At 53.5% G+C, this 25,632-nt stretch carries 29 protein-coding genes; all 29 read left to right on the top strand.

The features are described from left to right. Positions 1-25: 25 nt before the first annotated feature. The 29 genes from FH749_06875 (at position 26) to FH749_06735 (ending at position 25,040) form a co-directional block, all read left to right on the top strand. Positions 26-436: a DUF1064 domain-containing protein gene (locus FH749_06875; GenBank protein MTI95198.1), complete on the top strand. Its 411-nt coding sequence runs from the start codon at positions 26-28 to the stop codon at positions 434-436. Positions 437-753: 317 nt separating this feature from the next. Next, entirely contained in the window at positions 754-1,119 is a 366-nt protein-coding gene (locus tag FH749_06870) for a hypothetical protein (protein ID MTI95197.1), read from the top strand. Between the two features lie 44 nt (positions 1,120-1,163). After that, positions 1,164-1,787 carry a hypothetical protein gene (locus FH749_06865; GenBank protein ID MTI95196.1) on the top strand — a complete coding sequence of 208 codons (624 nt, stop codon included), beginning with the start codon at positions 1,164-1,166 and terminating at the stop codon, positions 1,785-1,787. Then, positions 1,777-2,127 (top strand): hypothetical protein, encoded by a 351-nt coding sequence (locus FH749_06860; protein ID MTI95195.1) that lies wholly within the window; start codon positions 1,777-1,779, stop codon positions 2,125-2,127. Before FH749_06865 ends, FH749_06860 begins: the two co-directional genes overlap by 11 nt. 153 nt (positions 2,128-2,280) lie before the next feature. Further along, on the top strand, positions 2,281-2,631 hold the full coding sequence (locus tag FH749_06855) for a hypothetical protein (protein MTI95194.1): 351 nt from the start codon (positions 2,281-2,283) through the stop codon (positions 2,629-2,631). A 105-nt stretch (positions 2,632-2,736) separates the two neighbouring features. Further along, positions 2,737-5,742 carry a DUF927 domain-containing protein gene (locus FH749_06850; protein ID MTI95193.1) on the top strand — a complete coding sequence of 1,002 codons (3,006 nt, stop codon included), beginning with the start codon at positions 2,737-2,739 and terminating at the stop codon, positions 5,740-5,742. Positions 5,743-6,467: 725 nt separating this feature from the next. After that, a complete protein-coding gene (locus FH749_06845) occupies positions 6,468-6,848 on the top strand; it encodes an HNH endonuclease (GenBank protein ID MTI95192.1) in 381 nt (126 codons plus the stop codon). 138 nt (positions 6,849-6,986) lie between these two features. After that, positions 6,987-7,502, top strand: a complete 516-nt coding sequence (locus tag FH749_06840; protein MTI95191.1) for a P27 family phage terminase small subunit — start codon at positions 6,987-6,989, stop codon at positions 7,500-7,502. Next, complete coding sequence (locus FH749_06835; protein MTI95190.1) at positions 7,483-9,288, top strand: terminase large subunit; 1,806 nt, start codon at positions 7,483-7,485, stop codon at positions 9,286-9,288. Before FH749_06840 ends, FH749_06835 begins: the two co-directional genes overlap by 20 nt. A gap of 1 nt (position 9,289) precedes the next feature. After that, on the top strand, positions 9,290-9,523 hold the full coding sequence (locus FH749_06830; protein MTI95189.1) for a hypothetical protein: 234 nt from the start codon (positions 9,290-9,292) through the stop codon (positions 9,521-9,523). Between the two features lie 14 nt (positions 9,524-9,537). Continuing rightward, complete coding sequence (locus tag FH749_06825) at positions 9,538-10,851, top strand: phage portal protein (protein MTI95188.1); 1,314 nt, start codon at positions 9,538-9,540, stop codon at positions 10,849-10,851. Beyond that, positions 10,817-11,671 (top strand): Clp protease ClpP, encoded by an 855-nt coding sequence (locus FH749_06820; GenBank protein MTI95187.1) that lies wholly within the window; start codon positions 10,817-10,819, stop codon positions 11,669-11,671. The genes FH749_06825 and FH749_06820 overlap by 35 nt, the downstream gene beginning before the upstream one ends. 2 nt (positions 11,672-11,673) lie before the next feature. Then, a complete protein-coding gene (locus FH749_06815) occupies positions 11,674-12,858 on the top strand; it encodes a phage major capsid protein (GenBank protein MTI95186.1) in 1,185 nt (394 codons plus the stop codon). Positions 12,859-12,861: 3 nt separating this feature from the next. Further along, positions 12,862-13,059: a hypothetical protein gene (locus FH749_06810; GenBank protein MTI95185.1), complete on the top strand. Its 198-nt coding sequence runs from the start codon at positions 12,862-12,864 to the stop codon at positions 13,057-13,059. Positions 13,060-13,072: 13 nt separating this feature from the next. Further along, complete coding sequence (locus FH749_06805) at positions 13,073-13,378, top strand: phage gp6-like head-tail connector protein (protein ID MTI95184.1); 306 nt, start codon at positions 13,073-13,075, stop codon at positions 13,376-13,378. Continuing rightward, entirely contained in the window at positions 13,332-13,718 is a 387-nt protein-coding gene (locus tag FH749_06800; GenBank protein ID MTI95183.1) for a head-tail adaptor protein, read from the top strand. The genes FH749_06805 and FH749_06800 overlap by 47 nt, the downstream gene beginning before the upstream one ends. Continuing rightward, the gene (locus FH749_06795; protein ID MTI95182.1) at positions 13,718-14,152 is read left to right on the top strand and encodes a hypothetical protein; all 435 of its coding nucleotides are present in this window, start codon (positions 13,718-13,720) and stop codon (positions 14,150-14,152) included. Before FH749_06800 ends, FH749_06795 begins: the two co-directional genes overlap by 1 nt. After that, complete coding sequence (locus FH749_06790) at positions 14,149-14,580, top strand: hypothetical protein (GenBank protein ID MTI95181.1); 432 nt, start codon at positions 14,149-14,151, stop codon at positions 14,578-14,580. The genes FH749_06795 and FH749_06790 overlap by 4 nt, the downstream gene beginning before the upstream one ends. 5 nt (positions 14,581-14,585) lie before the next feature. Further along, positions 14,586-15,002, top strand: coding sequence for a phage major tail protein, TP901-1 family (locus tag FH749_06785; GenBank protein ID MTI95180.1), 417 nt, complete (start codon positions 14,586-14,588; stop codon positions 15,000-15,002). Positions 15,003-15,016: 14 nt separating this feature from the next. After that, entirely contained in the window at positions 15,017-15,478 is a 462-nt protein-coding gene (locus FH749_06780) for a hypothetical protein (protein MTI95179.1), read from the top strand. Positions 15,479-15,724: 246 nt separating this feature from the next. Then, positions 15,725-18,058, top strand: coding sequence for a phage tail tape measure protein (locus tag FH749_06775; protein ID MTI95178.1), 2,334 nt, complete (start codon positions 15,725-15,727; stop codon positions 18,056-18,058). A gap of 3 nt (positions 18,059-18,061) precedes the next feature. Further along, a complete protein-coding gene (locus tag FH749_06770) occupies positions 18,062-18,787 on the top strand; it encodes a phage tail family protein (GenBank protein ID MTI95177.1) in 726 nt (241 codons plus the stop codon). Then, positions 18,787-19,014, top strand: a complete 228-nt coding sequence (locus FH749_06765) for a hypothetical protein (GenBank protein MTI95176.1) — start codon at positions 18,787-18,789, stop codon at positions 19,012-19,014. The genes FH749_06770 and FH749_06765 overlap by 1 nt, the downstream gene beginning before the upstream one ends. Continuing rightward, on the top strand, positions 18,995-19,738 hold the full coding sequence (locus FH749_06760) for a hypothetical protein (protein MTI95175.1): 744 nt from the start codon (positions 18,995-18,997) through the stop codon (positions 19,736-19,738). The genes FH749_06765 and FH749_06760 overlap by 20 nt, the downstream gene beginning before the upstream one ends. Continuing rightward, the gene (locus tag FH749_06755) at positions 19,714-22,455 is read left to right on the top strand and encodes a hypothetical protein (protein MTI95174.1); all 2,742 of its coding nucleotides are present in this window, start codon (positions 19,714-19,716) and stop codon (positions 22,453-22,455) included. Before FH749_06760 ends, FH749_06755 begins: the two co-directional genes overlap by 25 nt. Positions 22,456-22,496: 41 nt before the next feature. Beyond that, positions 22,497-23,246, top strand: a complete 750-nt coding sequence (locus FH749_06750) for a hypothetical protein (GenBank protein MTI95173.1) — start codon at positions 22,497-22,499, stop codon at positions 23,244-23,246. A 189-nt stretch (positions 23,247-23,435) separates the two neighbouring features. Beyond that, positions 23,436-23,729, top strand: a complete 294-nt coding sequence (locus tag FH749_06745) for a hypothetical protein (GenBank protein ID MTI95172.1) — start codon at positions 23,436-23,438, stop codon at positions 23,727-23,729. A gap of 152 nt (positions 23,730-23,881) precedes the next feature. Then, the gene (locus FH749_06740; protein ID MTI95171.1) at positions 23,882-24,571 is read left to right on the top strand and encodes a LysM peptidoglycan-binding domain-containing protein; all 690 of its coding nucleotides are present in this window, start codon (positions 23,882-23,884) and stop codon (positions 24,569-24,571) included. Positions 24,572-24,596: 25 nt separating this feature from the next. Next, positions 24,597-25,040 (top strand): phage holin family protein, encoded by a 444-nt coding sequence (locus FH749_06735; protein MTI95170.1) that lies wholly within the window; start codon positions 24,597-24,599, stop codon positions 25,038-25,040. Positions 25,041-25,632: the final 592 nt, after the last annotated feature.

The following is a 25,632-nucleotide window of genomic DNA, read 5'->3' as shown; positions in this document are numbered from 1 at the left end:
GAGGCGATGAGGGTTGAGCAGAAAAATGAGCGCAAATACCCAGACTCTAGCTGAATATAACAAAAAAGTGGCGAAATCTAACAAAAAGGCACCGAAATATAACAAGTATAGCAACAAAAAGACTGAAGTTGATGGAATTATATTCGACAGCAAAGCCGAGGCCAGATACTACTCGGAGCTGAAACTACGGAAACAGTATGGCCACATAAAAGATTTTCGTTGCCAGCCAAAATTTGAACTGATGCCGGCGTTTGAAAAGCAGGAAAAGAAGTACAAGGCCATGACCTACATAGCGGACTTTGAAATTGAGCATAACGATGGCACCTGTGAGGTCGTAGATGTTAAGGGCATGGAGACTGCAGTTTTCAAGTTAAAACAAAAACTGTTTAATCACAAGTATCGGCACATCAAGCTGACAATCCACAAGGCCAGGTGAGGCCGCCATGAGCGGCAAGCTATGCTATCACCCAAGATGCCCTGAGGGGCCGACTGCCCGTAAGCGGTGCGACGAATACCGAGCTGCAGCCTGCGTCTGGCGGATAAAGGAGCCGGCGACGGCCGAGTTTATCCGGGAACTCTGGGAGCAAAGAGAGCAGGCTAGGAGGGCCCAAGTAGGCAAACCGCAACGCAGGTGCTGCCCAGGGTGTCGAGAACAGACTGTGATGGTCCGATTTATTGGGAAGCGGATGGAGCTTTGCACGGCGTGCGCGACCCTGTGGCATAAGCGCAGACCTTACGATTGGAGGGCTGAGATTGAGCGGCGAAAGGCAAAGGGTAACTAGGCAACCTGGTAAGCAGCTTAGCAAGCAACAACGAGACAACCAACAAGCCCACCAGGTCAGGGACAGGATCCCGCGCAAAATCAAGGCCTGCCCAGACTGTAACAATGTGATGATGATCAAGCACCGGTATTGGCACGAGTGCCCGGATTGCGGCGGGGAGCTGTGGGGGCAAACCTGGTTCCCCGGCCGCAAAGGGTTTGAGGATCTAAGCCGTATCACGCTGATCCCGGACGAGTGGAAAGGCAAGGGCTCCAAAGGCAAGTCGGGGCGAAGTGGACGGCGCAGGAAAAAGCAAAAACCAGTCAGGCGACCGATGCCATGGCTGGATAATTACTAAGCCGCAATAAGGCAATAAGGCAATAAGGTTAAGGAGGCAGGACGATGCCGAAAGGTAGGAAGCCTAACGGGTTAAACCCAGATGCAAGCAAGACGTTGCCTGGCGAGAAAGGTGTTATTGGCTCTGTAACGACTGTGGATGAGCTCAGTCAGCAGTTCGAGCGGTTACCGTTTGACAAGGAAATGGAGGAGCTGGGAGTTGAGGTTATCAAGCCCAAGAAGGATATGGAGTTTGTTCCGTTTAAGGCCGGGAAAAAGGCGCCCAAACAGAAAAACACTCCGGAATCGGCGCCGCTTAAGCACGGGCTTTGCGTGCTGAATAAGTCGTGGATGTCGTTCCCGGACAACCTGTATAAAGAGGTTGAGGGGAAGTATATCCGGTTTGGGCAGCTGAAGGCGGGTCGGGAAACTTACCTGGCGTTTCGGATATTTGACGCCAACAAAGAAAACTGCGTGAAGGTGAAATCGACTGGGAAGCAAAAACGTCTGGTTTCCGGCACGAAGCAGCTGGTAGATCAGATTGTTGCTGCAGGGTTTAAGCTTGGCATATATAGTCCAGGCGCCGTTAAAGGCGGGTATGTGTTGACGTTGGTTAAGGCTAAGCCTGAGTCGGGGAAAAAGAAAGCAAGTGCACAGAGCACTACAAGGGGGAGCAAAGATGGACGTTGATAAGGTTACGAATCAGATGGTTGACATACTGGAACAAGTGCTGGCCTTGCCGCTGGAAGATGTCCAAGATAGAGTTGCCCAGGCGCATAAGTTTGGGCCCCTGGTTCAGCCGAAGGAATACCTGCAGAACAAAAAAGGCCTTGAAGTCCTGGAGAAGCTTGTCACCCTGTTAACTCCAGTCCAGGAATATGCTAAAAAGATGGCGGCAGAACAGGCCTCTGAATGCGACTGCCCGGTGTGTAGGTTGAAGAGGGAATTGACGTCGGGAAGCTTTAAGGTGGCTGATGTAAAGGTTATCAACTTCCCGGGTGGAGGCTCATCGGGGTGTCGAAATGACTAAGGGCCCACGTTGTCCCGATTGCTCCGCTGGCTTGATCAGAGTATTTGACCGCGCCACCGGCCAGTTGGTGGACTATTGGTGTTCGACATGTTACAAGCTCATCCCGGCTGGGTTGCCCGAAGATGCCCAGCCGCCCAAAGAGGAGGTCTCGTAATGGCCACAAACTATAAGATTGAGTGCGATGAGTGTGGTAGGACTTTTCGGCCCAAGCTCAGGACGGGAGGACTGGACCTCGACGGCCGGCAATATCTCTGCTATTACCTGGGCTGCCCAAAGTGTGGGGCTGAATTTTTCTCCTACGCTGAGCCGGTAGAGGTTGCCCAAAAACGTCAAAAACTTAACAAAATCCAGGAGTTAATGCGCAAAACTAAGGCAAAAAAGCACGAATTTGCATTTTATAAACTCCAAAAGGAAATTAAGCGCGATGTCCAAGATGCGACTAAGGCAGTCAAGGCGATGTTGGAGTCAGAGACACCGCAACACCCGCAACAACCAGGCAAATAGACATCCATCCTGGCCGGGGCTACTTAACCACAGTCTCGGCCAGGACACCCACCAACAGTTGTACATACATCATCATAACGATCATCACCTGCAGGGGGACTGAGAATGAGTAATCAAAAAGAGCCAAAAATGTTGAAGCCGGCATTAGACTATGCTCGCCGAGGCTGGTCTGTGGTGCCGCTATATGGTATCCGCAAAACAGAGGACGGAAAGCTTATATGTAATTGCAAAGCCGGCGCCGCCTGCAAGAGCCCAGGTAAACACCCCTGGGTGAGCTGGGTGGATTACCAAAAGCGGCGGGCAACCCAGGACGAAATCCGCAAATGGTGGTTTGATCGGCCGGCGAGTAATATCGGTATCATTACAGGCGCTATCTCCGGAATCATTGTCCTGGATGTGGATGGAGCTGAGGGCGCCAAGACCCTGAAAAATGGAAAATACCTCACCCCGCCAACGGTAATCAGTAACACTGGCCGGGGCTGGCATTATATATACAAGCACCCGGGCGGAGATTGCCGGAACTTTGCCGGCAAAATTGGGGAGACCATCCTGCCGAGCGTAGACTTTCGCGGTGATGGAGGGTTAATTGTTGCGCCCCCGAGCCGCCACTATACAGGCAACTGGTACGAGTGGGGCATGGCACCAGACATGCACCCTGTAGGAAACGCTCCGGAGTGGCTGATAAGCAAAATCAGGGAGCATGTGGCTAAAGGGCAATCTGGTGGTGGCCGCACCCTCACCCAGAACGATTGGGCCAGCAAAATCACCCAGGGGGCGCGGGATGTTGAACTCACCCGCCGGGCCGGCAGCCTCCTGGTTAAGATGCCTCCAGCTGAGGTGATGCCGATGCTGATGGCCTGGAACCAAAAGCACTGCGACCCGCCACTCACCGAGACCGAGGTGCAGAAGATTGTCGACAGTATCGCCAAGAAACAGGCAGCCAAGCCCGCCGATCCAAGAGCGGGGAACGCAACTCCGGCTAAAAAGGTCACTGTAAGCGAGACAGGTGCACAGCTTGAAGACGGGGAAAGGTTGGTCAAGGAGCTGAAATCCCGGGCCGAATCTAAGCCAAAGGATGTTGTCAAAGAACTGCTTGCCGACCAAAAGGCCATTGGCGCGCTTGCTATGGTCGCTCATCAGCGACAAAACGTGATTGAGCTGACTTGGGCAGAGCTCCGGGACGCCGGTGTGCTCAGTCGGGACGTGCAGGCGCTGCAGCGGGCGGTGAACCAGGAGAAGGCAAAGCTCCGACATATTCGCTTGGCCAACAAGGACGAAAAACGCGAGCTTATTAAGGTTAGCCAGGTTGTTCAAAATGCTCCGTGCCCGGAGTCGGCAGTAATCCCGGACGGGTGGCATCTTGCTCCTCACTGCGTGGCCAAGTTAAAAACTCGGGCAAGCCGGGATGGTGGCGAGGATGAGATTGTGTTGGAGGATGTTTGCTCGGCGCCGGTTGTGATTACGGGGCGGCTGCGGGACATTGCTGACGGGAACGAGCACACTCGAATTGCTTGGCTCAGAGACGGGCATTGGCAATCATACACTGTTGAACGAAAAACGCTCGCAAACTCCAGAAGTATTGTTGAGCTTGCTGCACTGGGCTTGCCCGTTACATCAAGCAATGCTGCTGGCCAGGTAGATTACCTGGCAGCCTTTGAAGCGGCGAATATCGAGCACCTTCCTCGGGCCAGGGTAACAAGCCAGCTGGGATGGGTAGGAAAGGACGGCAGCCAGGGGTTCCTGTGGGGACGTCGACTACTCTGTCCGGACGGCGAAACTGTGGCTGCTCTGGATATTGATGATGTTCCGCCAAGCGAGTGGAAGGATCATATTTCATTCCGAGGCGCTGATTCCGGAGATGAGCAGATTGCCGATGCTTTTTGCTCTGCCGGCACGCTAGACGGATGGCGGCAAGCTGTAGCCCCTTTGGCAAACTACCCTAGAGCAATGCTGGCTGTTTACGCTGCCCTGGCCCCGCCTCTTCTGGCCATCCTGGGAGCGCCGAACTTTGTCGCGGATTGGGCTTATGGCACATCAACCGGAAAAACGACTGTTTTGCGAGTTGCTGCCAGCTGCTGGGGAAACCCAGACGAGCGAGCTGACGGCAGCGCTCTCTGGAGCTGGGACGTTACACCGGTTTGGGTGGAGCAAACTTGCCGGATTCTAAACGGGCTGCCGCTTATCCTTGATGACACTAAGCGAGCTAGGCGGCCAGCTAACGTGGCTAAAATACTTTATGATGTAACAAGCGGGCGTGGGCGCGGCAGAGGCAGCTTAAAGGGGATGAGGCGAACCGGAACATGGTCGACAGTGCTGCTTTCATCGGGAGAAGCGTCAGCGGTGAGTTTTACGCAAGATGGCGGGACGCGGGCCAGAGTACTTACGCTCTGGGGCGCACCTTTTGGAGCAGCTAACGAAGAAACCGGCCAAGTGGTACAAGGAATTGAAAACGGCGTAAAGGCTAACTACGGTGAGCCGGGCAAGGTGTTGGTTCAGTGGTTGCTAAAAAACCGGCCAATGTGGCCTAAAATCAAGGAGGCATATAAAAATGCTCAGGCCGACTACCTGGATCGTTCAAGCGGTAATTCTATCGCTGGGCGCCTGGCGGCGTATTTTGCTGTGCTCCAAGTTGTGGCTGACATAGCTGACGTTGCTTTAAAGCTTCCCTGGGACTTTCAAGACCCTGTGGCTCAAGTTTGGGAACAACTAATAAATGAAGCCGAGGAGGGCGATCGGGCTAAGTCGGCGCTGGACAATGTGTTTTCATGGGCCGTGGCCAACCAAAGGCAATTTTGTGGGCGCGCTCCAACCGGTTTATATGGTCCAACATCGAATATCAGCTATGCCGGCAGATGGGATTCGGGGAGTGATTGGGAGTGGATTGGCTTTTTCCCTCACAAGTTAAAAGAGATCCTGGAGAACCAGGGGTATGAATCAGACCCCGTAATTAGAGTTTGGCGGGAACGCGATTGGATCGAAACCGACGCAGGGGAAAATAAGCGGATGACTAAGCGTGTTCGATGTGAGGGCAATTTGGTAAGAATGATAATTGTGCGTAGAGACGCATTAGATATAAACGATGATATTGGGAACAACGATATTTTGGACTGACCAGGCGAAGGCCTGGTTTTTTGTTTGTTTGCGGTGTTGCTTTTTGTGCCAAAAATACAAAAAACTAGGTTAATTTTGCGTTTTAGGTGGGAACAGTTCCCACCTGCGCGGAACAGCAAAAAACGTCACAACCCCTAGTGTTTATAGGGTTTCGCGCCATTTTGATTTTTTGTTCCCACCTGTGTGTCACGATATATGCATATATAAAAAGTATAGTACGCGCTTGTTTTATTCTTTAGAGCATAAAAGCGTGTGCAGGCCAATTTGCTCTGCAACCCATGACAGTGGTGGGAACATGGGAACATAGTACTTAAGTACTCTATAAATATATATATTATATAGGGTTATCGCGTTCCCACCTTTGTTCCCACACTGTTCCCACTGTTCCCACCTGGGCAGTCCGCTTGCCAACAATTTGCATCAATTGGGAAAAAGTCCTTGCAAAAGGTATTGACTTTATGGTAAACTGCATTCAATAGAGTTGCGCCCCTGCATTACCATAATTTAACAGTAGCTTACCCGCCTGATGGCGGGTATTTTTGCACCCTTGAGCCCCCTTGTTAGCCCCGGCAGCGGAGAGGTCCTCTGTCGGGGCACTTTATTTGGCTAATTTGGCATTTGGATATTTGGACTATACGGTGCCGGCTGCCGGAGGTGACAGCCGGAGAGGACTACGCGCCACTAATGCCGAGGGTGGGGGCCGGCGCGATATGGAGGTGGACAGGATGCCGGGGAAGCCATACCGGGTGTGCAATCACCCAGGCTGCAGCCAGCTGGTTAAGCCGCCGGCGAGATACTGCGCAGCTCACCAGCAGAAAGAGGCTGAACGGCGCCGTGGTCAGCAGCGGCATTACGATCGCTATGCCCGCAACAAAAAAGCCAAGGCCTTCTACCAATCAAAGGAGTGGAAAGGTCCTGGTGGTGCACGGCAGCGGGCCCTGGTGAGAGACAACCACATCTGCCAGGAGTGCTTGAGGCACGGGCGCCTCACCAAAGCCGTCACGGTCCACCACATCAAACCACTGCTAGAGTTCTGGGAGCTGAGGCTGGAGCTTTCCAACCTGGAGAGTGTATGCTTGCCATGCCATAACCGCAAAGGGCACTGAAGGTAGGGGGTAGGTGGAAAATTTTTACCAGTTATTCCCAGAAACCGGCGGCATACTCGTCTGTGATAAAATATCGTTTTATGAAACTTCCGGGAATTTACATTTCCAAAAAAAACGTTCGTGAAAGGAGTGGTCTAAGTGGGACGGCCAGCAATGCCGGTGCAATTGCATCTTGCAAAGGGTAACACCCGTGGGCTGACCAAAGCGGAAATCGAAGCGCGGCAAGCCCATGAAGAGAAGCTCCGCTCCGGCAACACCAACCCCAAACAGGCCCCCGAGGTCCGAGACAACGAGCATGCCAAGAAGATGTTCAGCCGGCTAAAGAAGCTGTATAAAGACATTGACTACGTGGAGGCCTTGGATGAGAATGCCATCAACCGATACTGCATGATTCATGCTGAGCACATAGAGCTCAGACAATTTAGACAAGGGCTCATTGACCAGATAAACGCCCCCGGGGCAGACATTGATTGGGAGACACGGGTTGAGCTTCTGGACAGATTGACCAAACTCGAAGTACGCATTGAAAAGAAACGGGAAATGATGATTAAGCTGGAGGATCGCCTATTCCTTAATCCCACTGCTCGGGTAAAGAATGTGCCGAAGAAGGCAAAACAAAAGGCGGCTGACCCCAATGCAGACCTATTCGATTAAGGATCTTGATAAGCTGCATCCCACAACCCGGTATGCAGCCGAAGTCGTCTCCGGCCTGAGGGTCAGCTGTAAAAAGGAATGGCAGGCCTGCGAGCGACACTTAAAGGACCTCCAGCGCCAAGGCACCGAAGAATTTCCATTTGTTTTCGATGAGACCAGAGCAGATAGAGTCTTCGACTGGTTCGAGCGGTGCTGTCGGCACGTTCGGGGACCGCTGTCTGGCCAACTCATCCAGCTGGTGCCGTTCCAAAAATTTGACCTTGGCAGCATCTTCGGCTGGGTGCATGAAGACTCTGGCGCCCGCCGGTTCAAAAAATCCTTTAACATGCGGGCTCGGGGTAATGTAAAATCAACCGAGATGTCCGGCATCGGGCTATATGGTATGGCAGGTGACTGCATATACCCTCCCGGGCAGCCAGAACTCCGGCAGTATGAGAGCAGCCCGGAAGTAGAGTGCGCCGCGGTTGACCGTGGCCAAGCAATGCGTGTATGGCGCGATGCGAAACTGATGGCCGAAGGCAGCCCCGACATCCGTAAGCGGTTAAACATCAAGGAGACTTATATCAGCCACCAGAGCCGGGGTGGCTTTATCCGTCCGCTTTCAAAGGACACAAAGAACAAAGACTCCGGCGCCCCCTGCTGGGTAATTATCGACGAATACCACGCACACCCCACCAGCTTGATTCACGATGTCTTGTTCTCCGGCTTTGGTAAACGGTGGCAATCTCACATGGCCATAATCACGACGGCCGGACAGGACGCTGAAAACAACCCTTGCAAAAAGGAATACGATATTTGCAAGAAAATCCTAGAGGGCGACATCGTCGATGAGACTTACTACGTTATGATCCGCGAACTGGATCCGGACGATGACCCTCACGACAAAACCAACTGGGTAAAAGCAAACCCCATCCTCCAGGATGACAACGAATATTCCCGGATCCTGCTGGACCAAATCGAGACCGAATATAACCTGGCGTTCGGTTCCGGAGACCCCAGTAAAATCAGGGAATGGCTTACGAAGCGTTGTGATCTCTGGCAAGCAGACTCCGAGAACAAGTACATGTCCGGCTGCATGGACAAATACAAGGCCTTGGCGGTGTCCAGGGAAGAGTTCCTCAAGCTTGTCAAAGGGCAAGTCTGCTGGGTGGGTCTTGACCTGTCAAAAACCACTGACCTCACGGCAGCGGGCTTTGTGTTTCCTTTAGCGGATGGACGTTACGCCGTGTCAGCTCACGGCTTTATGCCTGAAGAAAGGGCACAGCAGCACGAGCACTCAGACCGCGTTCCGTATAAATATTGGGCCAAGGAAGGCTGGTGCACTCTTACCCCTGGGGCGGTTACTGATTACAGCTATATAAAAACCCATATATACGACATAGAGATGGACGAGAAGTGGAACGTCAAAGAAGTTTGTTATGACCCATATAACGCCACGCACTTCACCGGCGAGCTTGAGGAGGATGGCTACACCCGGGTGGAGATCCGCCAGGGCGTGCAGACCTTGTCGGAGCCGACAAAGTTTTTCCGTGAGTTGGTGCTTAAAGGCAAACTGGTCCACGACGGGAGCCCGCTGCTTACTTGGTGCGTCGATAATGCCATCGAAATCATGGACAACAACGGAAACATCAAGCTCAGCAAAAAGCACAAAGATGACAGTCAACGAATTGACCTTTTGGCGGCCATCATCAACGCTCTGGTCCGGGCGATACATGGCGATACTTACCAACCGGATCCAAACCAATACGCCGAGGAAGAATTCCTCGACAAAATATGGGGTGATTAAAATGGGAGCAGGCATCATTGCGCTGGCGAAAACGTCGGCGCTCTTTTTGCGGGGAAAATTAGCCGAGTATTTTGAGGACATCCTGGTCCTCGTGGGCCTGGGCTTTGTCGTCCGGGCATCTTTTATGCTCAGCCCACTGGCAGGCAACTACACCCTGGGCGGCGTCCTGGTTCTTTTAGGACTGGCACTGTCCGCGGGCCTAAAGCAGCAAAGCAAACAAGGCAATAAGCAGTAAAGGGGGCGTAAGCTATGTTATTCCGGCGCCTGGTCCACAACACAATAAACGTACGCGCAGAAGCGGAAACCGTTGAGCTGGGCGACCGCCGCTTGTTGGAGATGCTAGGCATCCAGCCTGACGAAATCAATCTCCGTGGCAAAAACGCCCTCAAAGAGGCCACAGTTTACGCGTGTATCAAGATTCTGAGTGAGTCTGTGGCAAAGTTGCCCTGTAAAATCTTCGAGGAGACCAGTCAGGGCATAAAAAAGCGCCCCGGACACCCGCTTTATCCGTTACTTAAAAACCGGCCCAATCCCTACATGACTGCGATTGACATGTTCCGAGCCGCTGAAGCGCAGCGAAACCTCCACGGTAACGCATATATCGTGCCCGAAGTTGTTCGCAGCGGTCCCGACAAGGGTAAATTCCGCCACCTCTGGCCAGTTGATGCTGAGAACGTCCAAATTTGGGTTGACGATGCCGGCATTTTTGGTCGGCAAAAGCGGGTTTGGTACGTAATCCAGTCGGGCGGCGATGAAATTCGCCTGGATCCCGAAGAGATCATCCACCTAAAAGCGATGACCCTAGACGGGATAACTGGCGTACCGCCGCTTATGTATCTCAAATACTTGGTCGAGGCCGGTGCCTCTGGCACAAAGTACATTCGGGACTTCTTTAAGCAAGGCCTCCAGGCGAAGGGCATTGTCCACTATACCGGGGATTTAAATAAAGAGGCCGAGGATAAGTTTCGGGAGCGGTTTGAACGCATGGCGGCGGGCCTTAAAAATGCCCACAGGGTTGCATTGCTCCCCTTTGGGTACCAGTTCCAACAGCTTCAGTTGACCATGGCCGATGCACAGTTTTTGGAAAACGCTCAGCTGACCGCCGTCCAGATTGCCACCGCTTTCGGGATAAAAATGCACCAGCTGAACAACCTGGACCGCTCCACCCACACCAACATTGAGCACCAGCAGCGGCAGTTTTATTCCGACACGCTGCAAGCAATCTTAACGATGTACGAGCAAGAAATGACATACAAATTGTTCACCCCGTCTGAGTTCGAGGCGGGGTATTACATTCGCTTCAACGTCGATTCCATTCTCCGGGCGGACATTGGCACCAGGATGGAGGCTTACAGGAAGGGCATCCAGGGTGGGATGCTCGCTCCCAATGAGGCCAGAGAAAAAGAAGAGCTTGCGCCGTTTGACGGTGGCGACATGCTACTGGTTAACAAAGCAATGGTCCCTCTGTCTCAACTGGAACAGCTAATCGAAAAACAGATAACCAACTCCGGGGAGGGAGGTGAGAAAAATGGACAAGAAGGGCAAGAAGGGCAAGCAGGCTGAAAAGTTTTGGACAATCCGTAACTCCGCAAGCGACGAAAAGGTTGGCGAGGTTTTGCTTTACGGCGAAATTTCCAACTACAGTTGGTGGGGAGACGAAGTGACCCCAAAACAATTCCGGGAAGACCTGGACGCGCTTGGCGATGTTGACGAAATTCGTGTGTATATTAACTCCCCGGGCGGTGATGTTTTTGCCGGACAAACAATCTACAGCATAATCAAACGCCACAGCGCCACGATCAACGTCTATATTGATGGCCTGGCAGCATCTGCCGCCAGCGTTATCGCCATGGCCGGCGACAAAATCATCATGCCGGTCAACTCTATGCTTATGATCCACAATCCATGGACCTTTGGTTTCGGGGAGGCTAACGATTTCCGCAAGCTGGCTGACGACCTGGACCAAATCCGGGGGAGCATGGTGGCGGCCTACAAAACCAAAACAGACAAGGATGATCAGGAAATCATTGATTTATTGGACGCTGAAACCTGGCTGACCGCTGCTGAAGCTGTTGAGGCGGGCTTTGCTGATGAAGTCGAGGAGTCCAAGCAAGTAGCAGCAAGCGTCAGAGGCCGGACAGTCGTCATTAACGGCCAGGAGATGGACTTAACTCGGTACAACAAAGCCCCGAAGTTCCTGGTGGCGGCCAAAGCAGCCGGTCCTGACCCAACCCTAGCTGACCCTGACCCCAACACCTCCGACCCTAACCCCGAGCCAGACCCCGCTGAGGCTAAGGGCCAGGAGGACAAGCTTAAACTGTTGGCACTGGAATTAGAACTAGAGACCGGGAACCCGGTCGACCAAACAAAGGAGGTTGATTAACCATGAAAAGGCAAATGCGTGAGTTGCAAGCAAAGCTGGCCGACGCCGAGCAGGAGGTCCGCAATCATATCACTGCGGGCGAAACTGCCAAGGCCGAGAACAAGATGAAGGAAGTCAGAAACATTCGGAACCAGATCAAGATGCTGGAGGAGCTGGGCGAAGAGGAACAGCGTGAAATTAACAATGCTGCCCCCGCCGGCGAAAAGAAGGACCGTGATGAGCTGGCCAAGGCTTATAAAAAAGCCTTCGTTAAGGCCGTCCGGAATAAGCCTTTGAACGCCGACGAACAAGGTATCGTTCGTGATTACAAGGCGGTTATGCACTCTGGCGATGTTACCGGAGAGCCCGATGGCGATGCCGGTCTGATTATCCCTGAGGACGTCCAAACTCGAATCAATGAACTCATGCGGCAATTTAACGACCTGTCGCAGTACATCCGGGTTGAGACCGTCAACACCGCATCCGGCAGCCGGGTTCTTGAGCTCGACGAAGATATGACTCCTTTTGCTGAGGTGGAGGAATACGGTGAGATCCAAAAGACCGACAACCCCAAATTCACCCCGGTCACCTATAAGTTGGTCAAACGTGCTGGATACCTGCCGCTGACGGGTGAGCTTTTGGCTGACAGCGATCAAAACATCTTGCAGTATGTGATTGACTGGCTGGCCCGCAAAGGCGTTGTTACCAAGAACACTCTGATCACCGCGCTGCTGAAAGGCTTGACTCCTGACGATCTGACCGGCGCCGACATCGACAAAATCAAGTACGTCCTGAACGTTGAGCTGGACCCGGCCATCAGCAACACCTCGATGATCCTCACCAACCAAAGCGGTTTCCACTGGCTGGACACCCTCAAAGACGACAAGGGCCGCTACCTGCTCCAGGACGACATCACTCGCCCTGGCCAGAAAATGCTACTCAGCCGTCCGATTGGCGTTGTCTCTAACCGGCACCTGTCCAACATCACCGAGGGTGACCCCGAGGTCACCAACGCCCCGTTCTTCATCGGCAACTTGGCTCAGACTGCTGTCCTTTTCACTCGCGGCCGCTTTGCCCTGGCATCGACCCGCGAGGGCGGCGAAGCCTGGCGGCGTGACAGCTTAGAGCTCCGGGCAATCTCCCGCGACGATGTTCGCCTGTGGGATACTGGCGCCGCTAAGTACGGCCATATAACCGTGGAGGTGTAAGCCATGAAAATGATTGTTAAGTACCCTTTCCGCGACCGGGAGACCGGCGAACACCGTAAACCCGGCCAGGAAATCGAAGTCACCAAGGCCCGGGGGCAGCAGTTGATTAAAGCTGCTGTCGCCGAGCCGGCCGAGGCGGAAAAGAAGGCTGAGGCCAAAGGCAAAAAGGCTGAGGACAAGTCCAACGCCGAGAAAAAGTAAGGGAGGGTGACCAATGGCACTCACCCTACCAGAGGTAATCACGTGGTTGAGACTGGAGCAGGACGATTTACCGCCTGACGAGATCAGCCTGCTCCAGGGCTATCTTTCTGCAGCAAAAGAGCAGCTAAAAAACGCGACAGAGAATGTCAGCGAAGAAAATGCGCTGGCCAGGCTGTATATGCTCGCGTGGATCCACGACTGGTATTTTCGCGTTTCGGAGATGGCAGACACCAGGAAAAGCTTAATCAGCCAGCTCCAAAATTCTTACCCTGATGGCGACGGCGATACAGATGGAGAAGAAAACGGCGAGGAGGGGTAATATGGTGCGAGCCGGCAAAATGATACACCGGGTTAAAATCTATGCCCCTCCTGACCCAACCGAGCAGGGGAACACCGATGAAATGGGGCAGGTGATTGATGACTGGCCCCACGTCGGCACCCGCTGGGCAGAGGTCACCGACCTCACTGGGCGCCGCCTCTACGCGGCTCAGCAAGAGCACGCAGAAACGACCGTCGAGGTGCGGCTCCACTATACAGCCGTGGTTAAGGCCGGTTATCGGTTGCAACATGGTGATCGCCTCCTGGAACTGGTGGGCGGGCCTGCTGACCCAACAGGGCTCCGGCGCGAACTCGTTTGCCGCTGCCGGGTGGTGGAGTAATGGGTTTTCGGATTGAGGTCGATGTTCGTGGTGTTGAAGCGGCGGAAAAGAAGATAAAAAGCTTACTGTCTGCAGTAGATTCGACCGACGTCGAGAACGTCATGCTCTCTGGCGCGCGGATAATTAAAAAAGAAGCCCGGGGCCGCGTCAGAGGCAAAAAGACTGGTAGACTTAAGCGGTCCTTGGTGGCCAAGAAAAGCAAGCGCCGCGGCAACATGTTCCGCAGCGCTTTTGCAGCCGTCGACCGGAAAAAGGCGCCCCACGCGCATCTGTATGAAAGCGGCACAGTCGAAAGACACCACAGAAGCGGAAAGAGTGTCGGCAGGATGCCATCAAAACCGTTTTTTGAGCCCGCCGTAATCAACAAAAAAGCTGACGTCGAACGTGAGATTACCAATGGCTTGCGAAGAATTGTTAGGGGGTCCGTAACATGACCGAGCAAACCGAAGTCAAAAAGGACACGCTGCGCGAAGTAGTGATCCAATACCTCAAACAGCATCCGGCAATAAAGCAATCTCCCCTCAAGGGGGTTTTTCCTGAAACCATCCCCCAGGGATTCAAGCAGCCGGCCGCTGCCGCAGTCAGCCGCACGTTTACTGACCGCAAACGCTCCAAGCTGGGCCTGACCGGCATCACCGAATCTCGGGTTAGCATCACGGTGGCCGCTAGGCGCAAACTAGACGCTGCCCGCGGCTCAGATGCAATCGAAACTGCCCTGGTTGGGTTTTTTCGCGGCGACATGGGTGGTTTGACAATAAAGTCAATTGCCCTGGACGACCAGGACGATTTTTACGATGATGAGGTCGACAGTTACCTAATCGCCTCAGTCTACAACATCTGGCACGAAAATGAAAAGGAGTGAAAGACATGCCTGAGAAGATTACCGGCGTTGACATCTTAATACTGGTTGAGACAGAAACTGACCCCGAAAGTGTTTGGACTCCTGTTGGCGGTCAACGTGGTGCAACGCTCTCTGAGTCCCGTGACACCGTAAGCACCACATCCAAGCTGTCCCCCGGCAGGATGCACGAAAATGAGTATGGCTTTGGCGAGTGGTCCATCTCCTGCGACGGCGTGTATGTCGAGTCCGAAGAGGCCTACAACAAGCTGGTTCAGGCCATGAGGAACCGCAAAAAGGTAAAGGCCCGCTGGCAAGAGGGCGGCGAAGATGCAAAAGAGGGCATGGCGCTCGTCACTAGCCGCGAACTTGAAGGCCCCTACGACGGTGAAGCCACCTACAGCATTGAGCTGCAAGGCACTGGCGAAATCACCGAGATTGTATAAGGGAGGGTTAGTCGATGAAGAACGTCCCGATGACCCTCAACGGCGAACAATACCGGCTGAGGATTGACATAAACGCAATGGCTGATGCCGAAGAACGCCTGGGCATGGGTTTTGGCAAGATAATGCACCAAGAGCTGTCCATGAGTTTTTTACGGGTAATGCTGTGGGCTGGCTTGAAATGGCAGCACCGGCGCCTGACCCCTGAAAAGGTGGGCGGGATGCTTCAAAGGTTTGTCGAGGACGGCGGCGATATCGAGAAAATCGGTATCAAGATCACCGAGGCGATCGTTGCCAGCGGACTGGTCAAACAGGATGAAGAAGATGAGGATTCCGACATCTACGAGGCAGGTGCGCCTGGCAACGGAGATGGCGAAGACCTCCCCGGGGATGGCGAGGCAAAAAACACCGAGACGGAAGCGGACAGCAAGAAAAAGGGCTGGCTGACTTCCGTCTTCAAAAATGGCTCCAACGGTTAGAAAAGAACATCCATAAAACCGGGATTCGCCCCTGGGAGGTTGGCCGCTACACCCCTGGTGAGTTGATCACCGCAATAAATGCTTACCAGGAACAACAAATAGCGGTTGCTTGGTGGAACGAAAGCATGAGCAGGCAAAAACGACTAAAACCCTTGGAGCACTACACTAGGGCGAAAACCAAGAAACCCGTCGCACAGGCGCGGCGGGAGTATCGCGACCTTAAATACCGGCTGGGGAGGTGACGAAGTGTCAACTTTAGCATCATTAATAGTCCGCATCGGCTCAGATGCAAAGGGCCTCGAAAAAGACCTAGGCAAAATTGAAAACAAGCTCAACCGGACGGCAAACAAACTTGGCCGTGTCGGCAAAACCATGACCACACACGTCACCCTCCCCATTGTGGCCGCGACCGGCGCCGTTATAAAGTTCGGCGCCGATTTTGATTCAGCCATGACTAAATCTTTGGCCATCATGGGTGACGTCTCGGACGCAATGCGGGGCGACATGGAAGGTGCTGCTCGCTCCGTGGCCAAAACAACCCGATTCTCCGCAACTGAAGCTGCGGAGAGTTATTATTTTCTGGCCAGCGCCGGCCTGGACGCTGCACAGAGTATCGAGGCCTTACCAAAAGTTGCCGCATTTGCCCAGGCAGGGAACTTTGACATGGCGCGGGCAACCGACTTACTCACTGACGCCCAGAGCGCGCTTGGCTTGGCATCTGACGATACAGCAGAAAATATCGAGAACATGAGCCGCGTTAGCGATACGCTTACCAAAGCGCAAACTTTGGCCAACGCCAGCACCGAGGAGTTTGCGTCATCACTCACCAGCAAAGCTGGTAACGCTCTAAATACCGTCAACAAAGAGGTTGAGGAGGGCGTGGCAGCGTTAGCAGTTTTCGCCGACCAGGGCATCAAAGGTGAGGCTGCGGGCACGCTGCTCACTAACACTCTGTTTGGTCTCTCTGATCGCGCCCGCGAGTCCGCAGCTGATTTTAAGCGGTTAGGTATTGATGTTTTTAACGCCGACGGCACCATGCGTAACATGGCGGACATCACCGAGGACCTAGAAGACGCGCTCGGCGGCATGAGCGAGCAGGAAAAACTGGCCGAGCTTGCAAAGATGGGCTTTACGAAACAAGCCCGGGAAGGTATCCTGGCCCTCATGGGCAACTCGGATGCACTCCGGAACTACGAAAAGGATTTGAAATCTGCAGGCGGCGTCACTGACGAAGTTGCCGAGAAACAACTCGACAACTTTTGGGATAAACTTGGCCTGATTAAGGACCAGCTTATTGATGTCGCCCTGGAACTATATAAAAATTTGGAGCCCGCACTCAACAACTACCTGATTCCAGCCCTGCAAAAAGGGGTTGACTGGCTGAGCAGAATTGCCGAATGGTTCTCAGGGCTAAGCGTCCGCATGAGGGCCGTCATCGGTGTAATTATTGCCGTTGTTGCAGCCATTGGACCGTTCCTGCTGGGACTTTCCATGGCCTACAGGACAGCGTCTTCTGTGATTGGGACACTAAAACTCCTGGTTGGTACGCTAGGCGGGCTTCTCACGTCGACCACTTTGGTTGTCCTCGGCATCGCGGCTTTGGTCGCGCTTTTTATTTACGCCTGGCACACCAGCGAAACCTTCAGGGAAGTTGTGACAGAGGTTTTTGAGGCCATCCGGGAGGTTGTGACGGCTGTCATCGGTGTGATCCGTGAGGTTATAACAATCGCGCTGGACTATATTCGGGAGTTTTGGGACAACTGGGGAGCCGACATCATCGGCTTTGTAACCAACGCCTTTGAAGAAATCTGGGCAATCATCGGTCAGGTGATGGAGTTGATCCAGGCGGTTATCGACGTGGCACTAACTTGGATAGAGTGGGTCTGGGACAAGTGGGGCGACTGGATTATGGTCGCCTGGGGATTTGTGTGGGACAGCATCGTCGGCATACTCACCACCGTCTGGGATGTCATAAAAAGCACCATCGACGGCGCTCTCACCATAATACGTGGCATCCTTGACGTTTTTATCGGCCTCTTCACCGGCGACTGGGAGCGGATGTGGGACGGTATGGCCGGCATCCTCAAAGGAGTGGTCAATGTCATCATTGGCCTCATCAATGGGATTATCGGCGCCGCTGAGAGGATGGTCAACGCCATCGGGAACGCCATCAATAAGATCCCGAAATTCAAGGTCCCCAATTGGGTCCCCTTGATAGGCGGTAGCGAATTTGGATTGCCCAACATCCCCAAGGTTTCGTTCCCCAAAATCCCGAAGCTCGCCACTGGCACAAATTTTGTCCCCGATGACATGCTGGCGTGGATCCATAAAGGCGAGGCTGTTGTACCTAAAAAATACAACCCCGATGCTGGTGGCAGCGGTGGAGGTGGCGGAGCCACGAAAAAGCTGGAAATCTCCGGCACCATTCGGCACGAGGGTGTCAACGACCGCGGCCAGCTGGTCGCGTCGGTCGATACTTTCATGAAGTTTTTAGATAACGGCCGAGTGCAGCGTAAACTCGACGAGGTCAGCGAAAAGAATCAGCGCCGCACGCTGAGCCCACAAGGGTTAGGAGGTTAGGGCATGACACAAACTAACGACTCTTTTAGTTTCCGCGGATTAAGTAGCACCGACCCTCAGTTTGGCATTGAGTCGGTGATGGAAGTTGAACGCCCCCTGGCTGCCGGAACAAGGGACAGGACTTTAGACGTCATCGGCCGCGACGGCACCTGGGACATGGGTGCCGACCTGGAAGCAGAAACCCACCGTATTCGGATAGCGATAAAAGCTGCAGACGAGTTTCAACTCCGACAGTACGCCAGGAACATCTCAGCATGGCTCGACCACACGAAGGTCGGGCCATTGATTTACGAGGATGAGCCTGATAAGCAATATTTTGCCCGACGGACCGGGCGGTCTTTGACCGAGGACATAATCCACATGGGATTTGCCGACATTTTTATGTTCTGCCCCGACCCCCACGCCTACGCCACCACCACCAAAACCGCCAGCCCAAACGAGGGCACAGCGCCCACACCAGTCCGCATAACCGCAACCATGACCGCCAACGCCGACCACCTGCAAATCAACCTCGGCGACCAATACATCCGGCTGGAGACCGCACTCATCACCGGCGACGAGGTCATCATCGACACCAATCAGGGCTGGGTGGCACTCAATGGCCTTGACGCTCGGGACAAGCTGACCTACGACAGCGAGCTCAGGCAGTTCCTGCTCCCAGCGGGGGCTTTTACTTTGACCGCGGACAACGCAACGCTGAGTTATGTATATCGAGAGAGGTGGCTATGATGAAAATAATCGTCACAGACCCGCACCTGCGGGCACTGACCGAACTTGACCCTGACGCCGTCATCGACCCTCAGACCATCGAGGACTGGGACAGTGGCGAGCACACCCTGAGCCTTGGCTATCCCTTGACCGGGCCAACTGCGGCGCGCCGAGTCCCTTTGACATTAGGAGACATTTGGAACCTTACACTAGAGGAGGTGGAGACTTATGACCCTGACGCGATTTGACAAAGCAGGCTACATGAAGGACTTTTTCCAGATTGTGGATAACCGCATTGCCGGGCGGCTAGTGGTTGACGCATCTGGCTCAGGCAACATGGATTTGACCAACGAGCAAGCTGACAACGCACAGCTGGTTTTCACCGGCACGCTGACCGGCAACAAGACCGTGATAGTCCCGGACTACCCCATGGTATACCACGTCCAAAACCTGACCACGGGAACATACACTCTCACCGTCAAGACCTTATCTGGGACAGGAGTGCCAATCCAACAAGCCAACCTCCCCGACCATCCACGGATAAAACGGGTGATGGTTGACGGCACAGATGTAGTCTGGGCAGATGGAGGGCAGTTGACAGAGGACAATCTGCACGTTAATGCCCCCGAGAACGGATATTATAAAAAATACGCAAGCGGAGAAGCAGACTGTCACCTAGTGCTGGGAAGTGAAGATGCAAATGATAAATTTGGCGATATAGAGTCAACGTTGACAGCAGGAGCATTGTTTCGGAGTGCTGCGCTTATTTGGTATTTTCCTGTTGTATTTTTGGGGGGCGAGGAATTTGATGCAAAGGCGGGGGTTGTCGGCGGGGGATGGACTAGTTCCTCAAGCAACTGGGTAGCTCCCTCGGGGTTAATAAGGGGCGACAGAATGCCATTCCGCGTTTACGGCCACGAACCAACTTCTATTTTTACAATTGGAGTATGGGCGCGAGGAAAATGGAAATGAACACCTTAGCCGACCTCTACACCAAGCTAGACCCTGGCTTCGACCACACCGCCGCCGACGCCGAGACCCTCACCGGCGGCAACATCATCCTCATCCCCGACCCGGACGGCGCACTCCAACCTTTCGCCATCCGCCAAGCCGACACCGACATCGGCGACACGATGGTCAAATCAGTCGAAGCCGACCACCTCTACTACGAGCTTGGATTCGGCGAGCCCAAAAGCTATGTCCTGACCAATGCAACCCCAGCCACCGCAATCGCCGACGCCCTAGACGGCACACGTTGGCAGGTAGGCGACATCGACGACAGCCTGGTCAGCATCACCAAGGACATGAGTGGCGAACTGCTGAATCCCTTGCAACGGCTGAGGCAGATTGAGAGCGAATACGAGGCGAGGTTGAGGTTCCGGTGCGAGCCAGGCGCGCTCAAACCTGCCCAGCTCGCCCGGACCGAGGAAACCGAGGCAGACTGGGGGGACGGGGAACATGACGGCACCGAGGTCTGGAACGACGGGCTTATACTGCAGGACGGCGTGCCCGAGGGAACACGAACTTCCCCGCCCCTTGCCCTCGACAACTTCGCCCGAGCAGACAGCACCCTGATTGAGTGGGATGGAGGCACCGACTCCATAACAACCCTGGAAATTTACACCGCCATCACTGAGGACGGCGATAACCCACCGACATCAGGCTGGGAGCAGGCCACTAACGGCCAGCCAATCCCCGGTATCGACCCAGGGCAAAACCTTTCCGGCAAATTCCTCTGGTGCAGGCAAGTGTTGACATCAGAGCAACCTTTTGTAATCACCCCTGTGCTTCGCAGTCTGACCATCACCATGGACGGACAAGAGCGTGGTGGGGTTGGTATTTACGGATTATTCGTTGACCTATTGGAGATTGATAACGATTTTAAGGGCATGAGGTTTGAGTTTGGCCACAACCTGCAATCAGTCAAAATCACCGCGGATTTTAGCCAGATAAAAACTGCTCTTATTGGCACCGCCGTCGGCGAGGAGGTCGACAAAAACGACAACCCCGTACCGATGGATTTTCGCCGAGTGGAGTGGAGCCGGGCCAACGGAGACCCGGCGGACAAGCCTTGCGGGCAGAATTGGGTTGGCGATGAGCAAGCACGGCGACTTTACGGTATTCCCGACGGCCAGGGCGGTATGTTGCACCGATTCGGCAAGCACGAGCCCCAGGGCACAACGCCCGAGGGGGTATTGCAGGGCACATGGACGGTCTTGCAAAGGCGCAACCGGCCCCAAATACATGCCGAGGCGACCGTCGCAGACTTATCCGAGGCTATCATCACCGACATCGAGACAGGCGAGCCGGTTAAACTAAGCCACGAGAAAATCCGGCTGGGCAACATCACCTATGTGCTGGCCCGGCATAAAGGCATCGTGGCAGACCTGTCTGTCCGACTGATGCGCTTGATCCGGCCTCTCAAGGCCCCTGAGCAGACGCAAGTCGAGCTTGGCGACCCTCTCCCGCTACAGTCCAAACGGCTTCAGGATTTAGAGGAGTGGCAGCGCTGGGTTGACCGGCGCAGGCGCCAGTTTAACCGGGGTATCGGACCGGCCACGGTGACCGTGGCTAGTGAGGACACGAGTCTTGTTCCATGGTACGCAAGATACATCGTGCCAGCGGGTGAGTTGTTGAGCGACCATTGGGAGATAATCATGGATTTGTTGCCTGAGCGAGGCGGCCAGGTTATTTTGCTGGAGGGCACTCAGCGCATCGATGCCCCGCTTGTGGTTGACCGCGACAACGTGCAGGTGAGCGGCCAGGGGGCCGGGACGGTTATCAGCGTCGCGAACGGGGCTGACATATCTGCTGCTATCGCAGTTACGGGCAACGATGTGACGGTGAGCGATTTGGCTATCGATGGCAACAAGGGTCAGGCTGACTGCCAAGCCGGGGTTATGGTTGAGGCCCAGGGCGGCAAGCTGCAGAATGTAACGTGCCGAGAGTTGAGTGGCAGCGGGATTGTTGTGGAAAGCGCATCGGAGATTATTGTCTTGGGAAGCACTTGTAATGACAACGGCGAGTCTGGGATTCATGTTTTAAGCTCAGAGGATATTACCATTGAGGCAAACACATGCTTGCGAAATAGCGCCCGAGGCATACACCTATATAGGACGGAGCGTTCTAGTGTGAGTTCTAATAAATGTAGGCAAGAGTTCACAGGGAGCGGAGACGTCGAGAATCAATATGGTGGCATAAGGTTAGAGTACTCTTCGCACAACCTGGTTCAGGGTAACACATGTAGCCGGAACGCAGCATCTGGAATTTCTGTGTGGGCAGATACGGAGGATTACCACAGCAGCCATAACATCATAACCGGAAATTCGTGCGAGGAAAACTACGGCGCGGGAATCCTGATTGCCCTGGGCCCAAGGTCTGGGCGTAATGTTGTAAGCGAAAACGTCGTTCGCGAAAACAATTGGGACGGGATACTTGTGTTTTTCTGGTCCCCACAAAACAAGATTACAGGAAATTTTGTCTCCGACAACGTGGGCCACGGGATCAGTTTGCAAGGCGTTGATTTCAATATGGCGCAAGAAAACCAAGTTACCAACAACGGTGGCTGGGGCATTGATATATCAGGTGAGCAAAACTTTGTCACCAATAATTCTTTGTCCGGGAACACGTTGGGCCCAATTGCTGATGGCGGATCAGGAACCGTCATCTCGCCAGGCAATAGGTTTTAATTTTTTGATTAGTATGGTAGAATAAGCCAGGAGGTGAGATTATGAAACGCTTACTGGTAATAACCGCCATCATCCTGGCTGCCCTACTAATCGCCCCCATTGGTGTAAAGGCTGCAACCGGCGGGGATGTTGACCTATATCAATTAGTCATCGACCTGCTTACGAAGGTAGAGCAGCAGGAGGAGGAGATGGAGCGCATGCAGGCACGTATTGATGAGTTGGAAAAACAAGCGGCTGAGCGCATTGAGCCGGAGGATCCTACTGAACCAGAACCAACTGAGCCGGAAGAACCAACGGAACCTGAAGAGCCCATAGAGACTGAAGAGCCAAGCGAGTCGGGAGACTCTGGGGAGTCTGGCGAACCTGATCCGGAACCCGAGCCGGAGCCGAATCCTTACGCCCATTTGAGCATTGACGGTGTGCATGTGGCCATGCGGGACCATAAGGCAGTTTTCGGCCAGTGGTGCATTGAAGTAAGCGACGAGAAGGTGGCAAACACTCTGCCCCTGGCTAATTACTGGAATGCTAAGCAAAAGTCTATCTATTCCCAAACGGAGCTCGATGAAGAAAAAGCAAGGTTCGCAAAATATGGTATCACCGACTACACCATCACCGAGCTCACCGTCGACCCCCTTCTTCGTGAGATTGTCGAGGGCAAAAGTTTTGGTAGCCGTTCGGACGTGATTGCCTATCTGGACAGCCGCATAAATGACAAGCCTTTTAAGCCAGATAACCCCATGGACTGGCACCGCAACGACCCCCACTTTTATATAAACTGGCAGAACGACTAAAAATGAAGCTAATCATATGCCTGGCCTTCGCCGTCCACGTTATCCTTTTCAGCTGGAACTGGGGCCTTGTGCCCCTGGCATATGTGGCGATCATCCTCTCCCTGCTGGCGAGGGGAGAGCTAAAAATCAACTTAATCAATAAATAGCCCACCAGGGCTTTTTCTTTGCAGAAAAAATCAGGAGACAATCATGCTCACTATTAACGGTCAAAAACCAACCTGGCTGATCAGAACCACATGGCCTGGATTTTGCCCCTTCGTCCATGACGAAAACGGTATCTACGCCTACTCAAAACAAGAACGAAACTGCATTCTCCGCTGGTTGGGGCAGATTCAACGCAAGTCGCAGTCAAAACAGTCCGAAAACTACGCCGCTCCTGTCATCGTGGAGAAAATCACCAAAACGCCGGGAAACGGACGCACAGATTCGCCGCTCTTAGCCGCAAACCACCCACCAAGGGTAAATACCTTCGGCGAGGATTGAAGGCGGTCACAGGGGCTTCTGCGTGGCCGTTTTATGTTTATGTTAACTGGACAAGGAAACTAAGCGAAAACGGCAGAAATGACGCTCAAAACCATCAAACAGCACGCAAAAAACACCTGAGACGGACTAAAAATTGACAAGGAGGCAAGCCAATGACAACCCCAGTCAAATACTTCACCGGCCCGGCACACGGAGCCAGGGTGACCAGCCCTTTTGGCATGCGTAACGACCCCATGAACCCCGGCAATCAGCGGATGCACAATGGAACAGATTTTGGCGGTAAGCCCCGTGGCCATGTCTGGACAAGTCCTTATCCCGGAGTGGTCACCTACGTTGGCACCCAGGGTGGGCGCGGCCTGGTGGTTGCAATCAAAGTCGGCAGCACCCTGCATATTTTCCAGCACCTGGACAAGGCACTGGTTAAAAAGGGTGACCAAGTCAACACCGGCACCCCCATCGGAACCAACGGAACCACCGGGGACGTAACCGGCCCGCATCTGCATTATGAAATCCGTGTCGACAACGGCAGCACATTGGGCAGCCCAGTTTGGGGCGACCCGGCAAATTTTAATTTTGGAGGTACCGGCAACATGAAAACTTATACTGTAGTTCGCGGCGATACTCTTTACGATATTGCCAAAAAGTTTGGAGTCACTGTCGAGGATCTGCGTAAGTGGAACAACCGGACATCGGCCCAGGACCGGAACCTGGAGATCGGCACCGTTTTGATTGTATCTGAGCCGGTCAACACTGGTGGCGTCAGTCAAGCTGACCATGATGCACTCGAGAAGCGCGTCGAAGCCCTGGAGAAAAAGCTGGCCAACGTCAAAAAGGCCCTGTAGGGCAAATCTAACGGGAGGTTTCAAAATGAAATACCCATTTTTTCAAACCGTCGCTGCTGTAGCAGGTGGAGCTGCAACTTTTTTATGGGGAGGGTGGAGTGCGTTGCTGGGGATTCTGCTGACTTTCGTTATCCTGGACTACATCACTGGCGTGCTGGCAGCCGGGTATCGCGGTCAGCTGAGTTCCGCAGTCGGGTTCAAGGGCATTTTTGTTAAGATCATGATTTTTGTGCTGGTGGCTGTTGCCCACCAGGTGGATCGCGCCCTGGGTAATCCTGGGGTGTTCATGAACGCGGCTATTTTCTTCTACCTGGCCAATGAGTTACTTAGCATCACCGAGAACGCCGGAGTGTTAGGGTTACCGGTTCCGGACGTGCTGCTTAAAGCTGTCGAGATACTTAAGGGCAAGGCTGAAAGCGAGGAGCCACCTGCCCCCGATGCTGGCGCCAAATCTTCGCCAACTGAATAGACTACATGCAAAAGGGCCTTGCTGCATTATCGCGGCGAGGCCCTTTTTTATTTTATTTTAATTGCCCAGCGGTTCCGCTACAGCCAACACACAGCCAACAAAATACCCCTCAACCCCTGAAAAATAGGGGTCGGCGCTTGAATGGCATTCAAGAGGTAAGGGGTTCGATCCCCCTCATCTCCACCATAAAATCTACCATCTATTGATAAAAAGTATTTTATCAGCAGGTGGTTTTATTTTGCCCTGAAGCCCAGTAATAAAGCCGTTCCTTCGTTTTTACAGGAGCGGCCTTTATAGTTTCAAAAAGTATTTTTTGGAGTTATAGACTTAACCCTGATTAATTTCAGCGATATCGACAGGTGGTAATTGTTGAAAGATTGGGGTAACCGTTAAAAGTTAGCAGCAGGGAGTCCTCGCCACTATATGCTTTTTTGAGGGAAGAAATAAATAGCTATTTCCGCACCAAGGTGTTTTTGCTGAGCCATATAGCCCAAAAGTTGACTGTATTGCCTGTCCAACAACTGCTAGGTATAATGACCTTATCTTATGAAAGGAAAGGACGCCCCGTTAGCGTGCTACCCATTACAGCAGC

The sequence above is a fragment of the Bacillota bacterium genome (genome assembly GCA_009711825.1).
Lineage (GTDB): Bacteria > Bacillota > Proteinivoracia > UBA4975 > VEMY01 > VEMY01.
The sequence above is the reverse complement of the archived record's forward strand: the minus strand, read 5'-3'. Positions and strand labels throughout refer to the sequence as shown.

Coding starts and splice junctions, on each gene's coding strand:
- FH749_06875 (MTI95198.1), top strand. CDS start 26: ATGAGCGCAAATACCCAGACTCTAGCTGAATATAACAAAAAAGTGGCG.
- FH749_06865 (MTI95196.1), top strand. CDS start 1,164: ATGCCGAAAGGTAGGAAGCCTAACGGGTTAAACCCAGATGCAAGCAAG.
- FH749_06860 (MTI95195.1), top strand. CDS start 1,777: ATGGACGTTGATAAGGTTACGAATCAGATGGTTGACATACTGGAACAA.
- FH749_06855 (MTI95194.1), top strand. CDS start 2,281: ATGGCCACAAACTATAAGATTGAGTGCGATGAGTGTGGTAGGACTTTT.
- FH749_06850 (MTI95193.1), top strand. CDS start 2,737: ATGAGTAATCAAAAAGAGCCAAAAATGTTGAAGCCGGCATTAGACTAT.
- FH749_06845 (MTI95192.1), top strand. CDS start 6,468: ATGCCGGGGAAGCCATACCGGGTGTGCAATCACCCAGGCTGCAGCCAG.
- FH749_06835 (MTI95190.1), top strand. CDS start 7,483: ATGCAGACCTATTCGATTAAGGATCTTGATAAGCTGCATCCCACAACC.
- FH749_06830 (MTI95189.1), top strand. CDS start 9,290: ATGGGAGCAGGCATCATTGCGCTGGCGAAAACGTCGGCGCTCTTTTTG.
- FH749_06825 (MTI95188.1), top strand. CDS start 9,538: ATGTTATTCCGGCGCCTGGTCCACAACACAATAAACGTACGCGCAGAA.
- FH749_06820 (MTI95187.1), top strand. CDS start 10,817: ATGGACAAGAAGGGCAAGAAGGGCAAGCAGGCTGAAAAGTTTTGGACA.
- FH749_06815 (MTI95186.1), top strand. CDS start 11,674: ATGAAAAGGCAAATGCGTGAGTTGCAAGCAAAGCTGGCCGACGCCGAG.
- FH749_06810 (MTI95185.1), top strand. CDS start 12,862: ATGAAAATGATTGTTAAGTACCCTTTCCGCGACCGGGAGACCGGCGAA.
- FH749_06805 (MTI95184.1), top strand. CDS start 13,073: ATGGCACTCACCCTACCAGAGGTAATCACGTGGTTGAGACTGGAGCAG.
- FH749_06800 (MTI95183.1), top strand. CDS start 13,332: ATGGCGACGGCGATACAGATGGAGAAGAAAACGGCGAGGAGGGGTAAT.
- FH749_06795 (MTI95182.1), top strand. CDS start 13,718: ATGGGTTTTCGGATTGAGGTCGATGTTCGTGGTGTTGAAGCGGCGGAA.
- FH749_06790 (MTI95181.1), top strand. CDS start 14,149: ATGACCGAGCAAACCGAAGTCAAAAAGGACACGCTGCGCGAAGTAGTG.
- FH749_06785 (MTI95180.1), top strand. CDS start 14,586: ATGCCTGAGAAGATTACCGGCGTTGACATCTTAATACTGGTTGAGACA.
- FH749_06780 (MTI95179.1), top strand. CDS start 15,017: ATGAAGAACGTCCCGATGACCCTCAACGGCGAACAATACCGGCTGAGG.
- FH749_06770 (MTI95177.1), top strand. CDS start 18,062: ATGACACAAACTAACGACTCTTTTAGTTTCCGCGGATTAAGTAGCACC.
- FH749_06765 (MTI95176.1), top strand. CDS start 18,787: ATGAAAATAATCGTCACAGACCCGCACCTGCGGGCACTGACCGAACTT.
- FH749_06760 (MTI95175.1), top strand. CDS start 18,995: ATGACCCTGACGCGATTTGACAAAGCAGGCTACATGAAGGACTTTTTC.
- FH749_06755 (MTI95174.1), top strand. CDS start 19,714: ATGGGCGCGAGGAAAATGGAAATGAACACCTTAGCCGACCTCTACACC.
- FH749_06750 (MTI95173.1), top strand. CDS start 22,497: ATGAAACGCTTACTGGTAATAACCGCCATCATCCTGGCTGCCCTACTA.
- FH749_06745 (MTI95172.1), top strand. CDS start 23,436: ATGCTCACTATTAACGGTCAAAAACCAACCTGGCTGATCAGAACCACA.
- FH749_06740 (MTI95171.1), top strand. CDS start 23,882: ATGACAACCCCAGTCAAATACTTCACCGGCCCGGCACACGGAGCCAGG.
- FH749_06735 (MTI95170.1), top strand. CDS start 24,597: ATGAAATACCCATTTTTTCAAACCGTCGCTGCTGTAGCAGGTGGAGCT.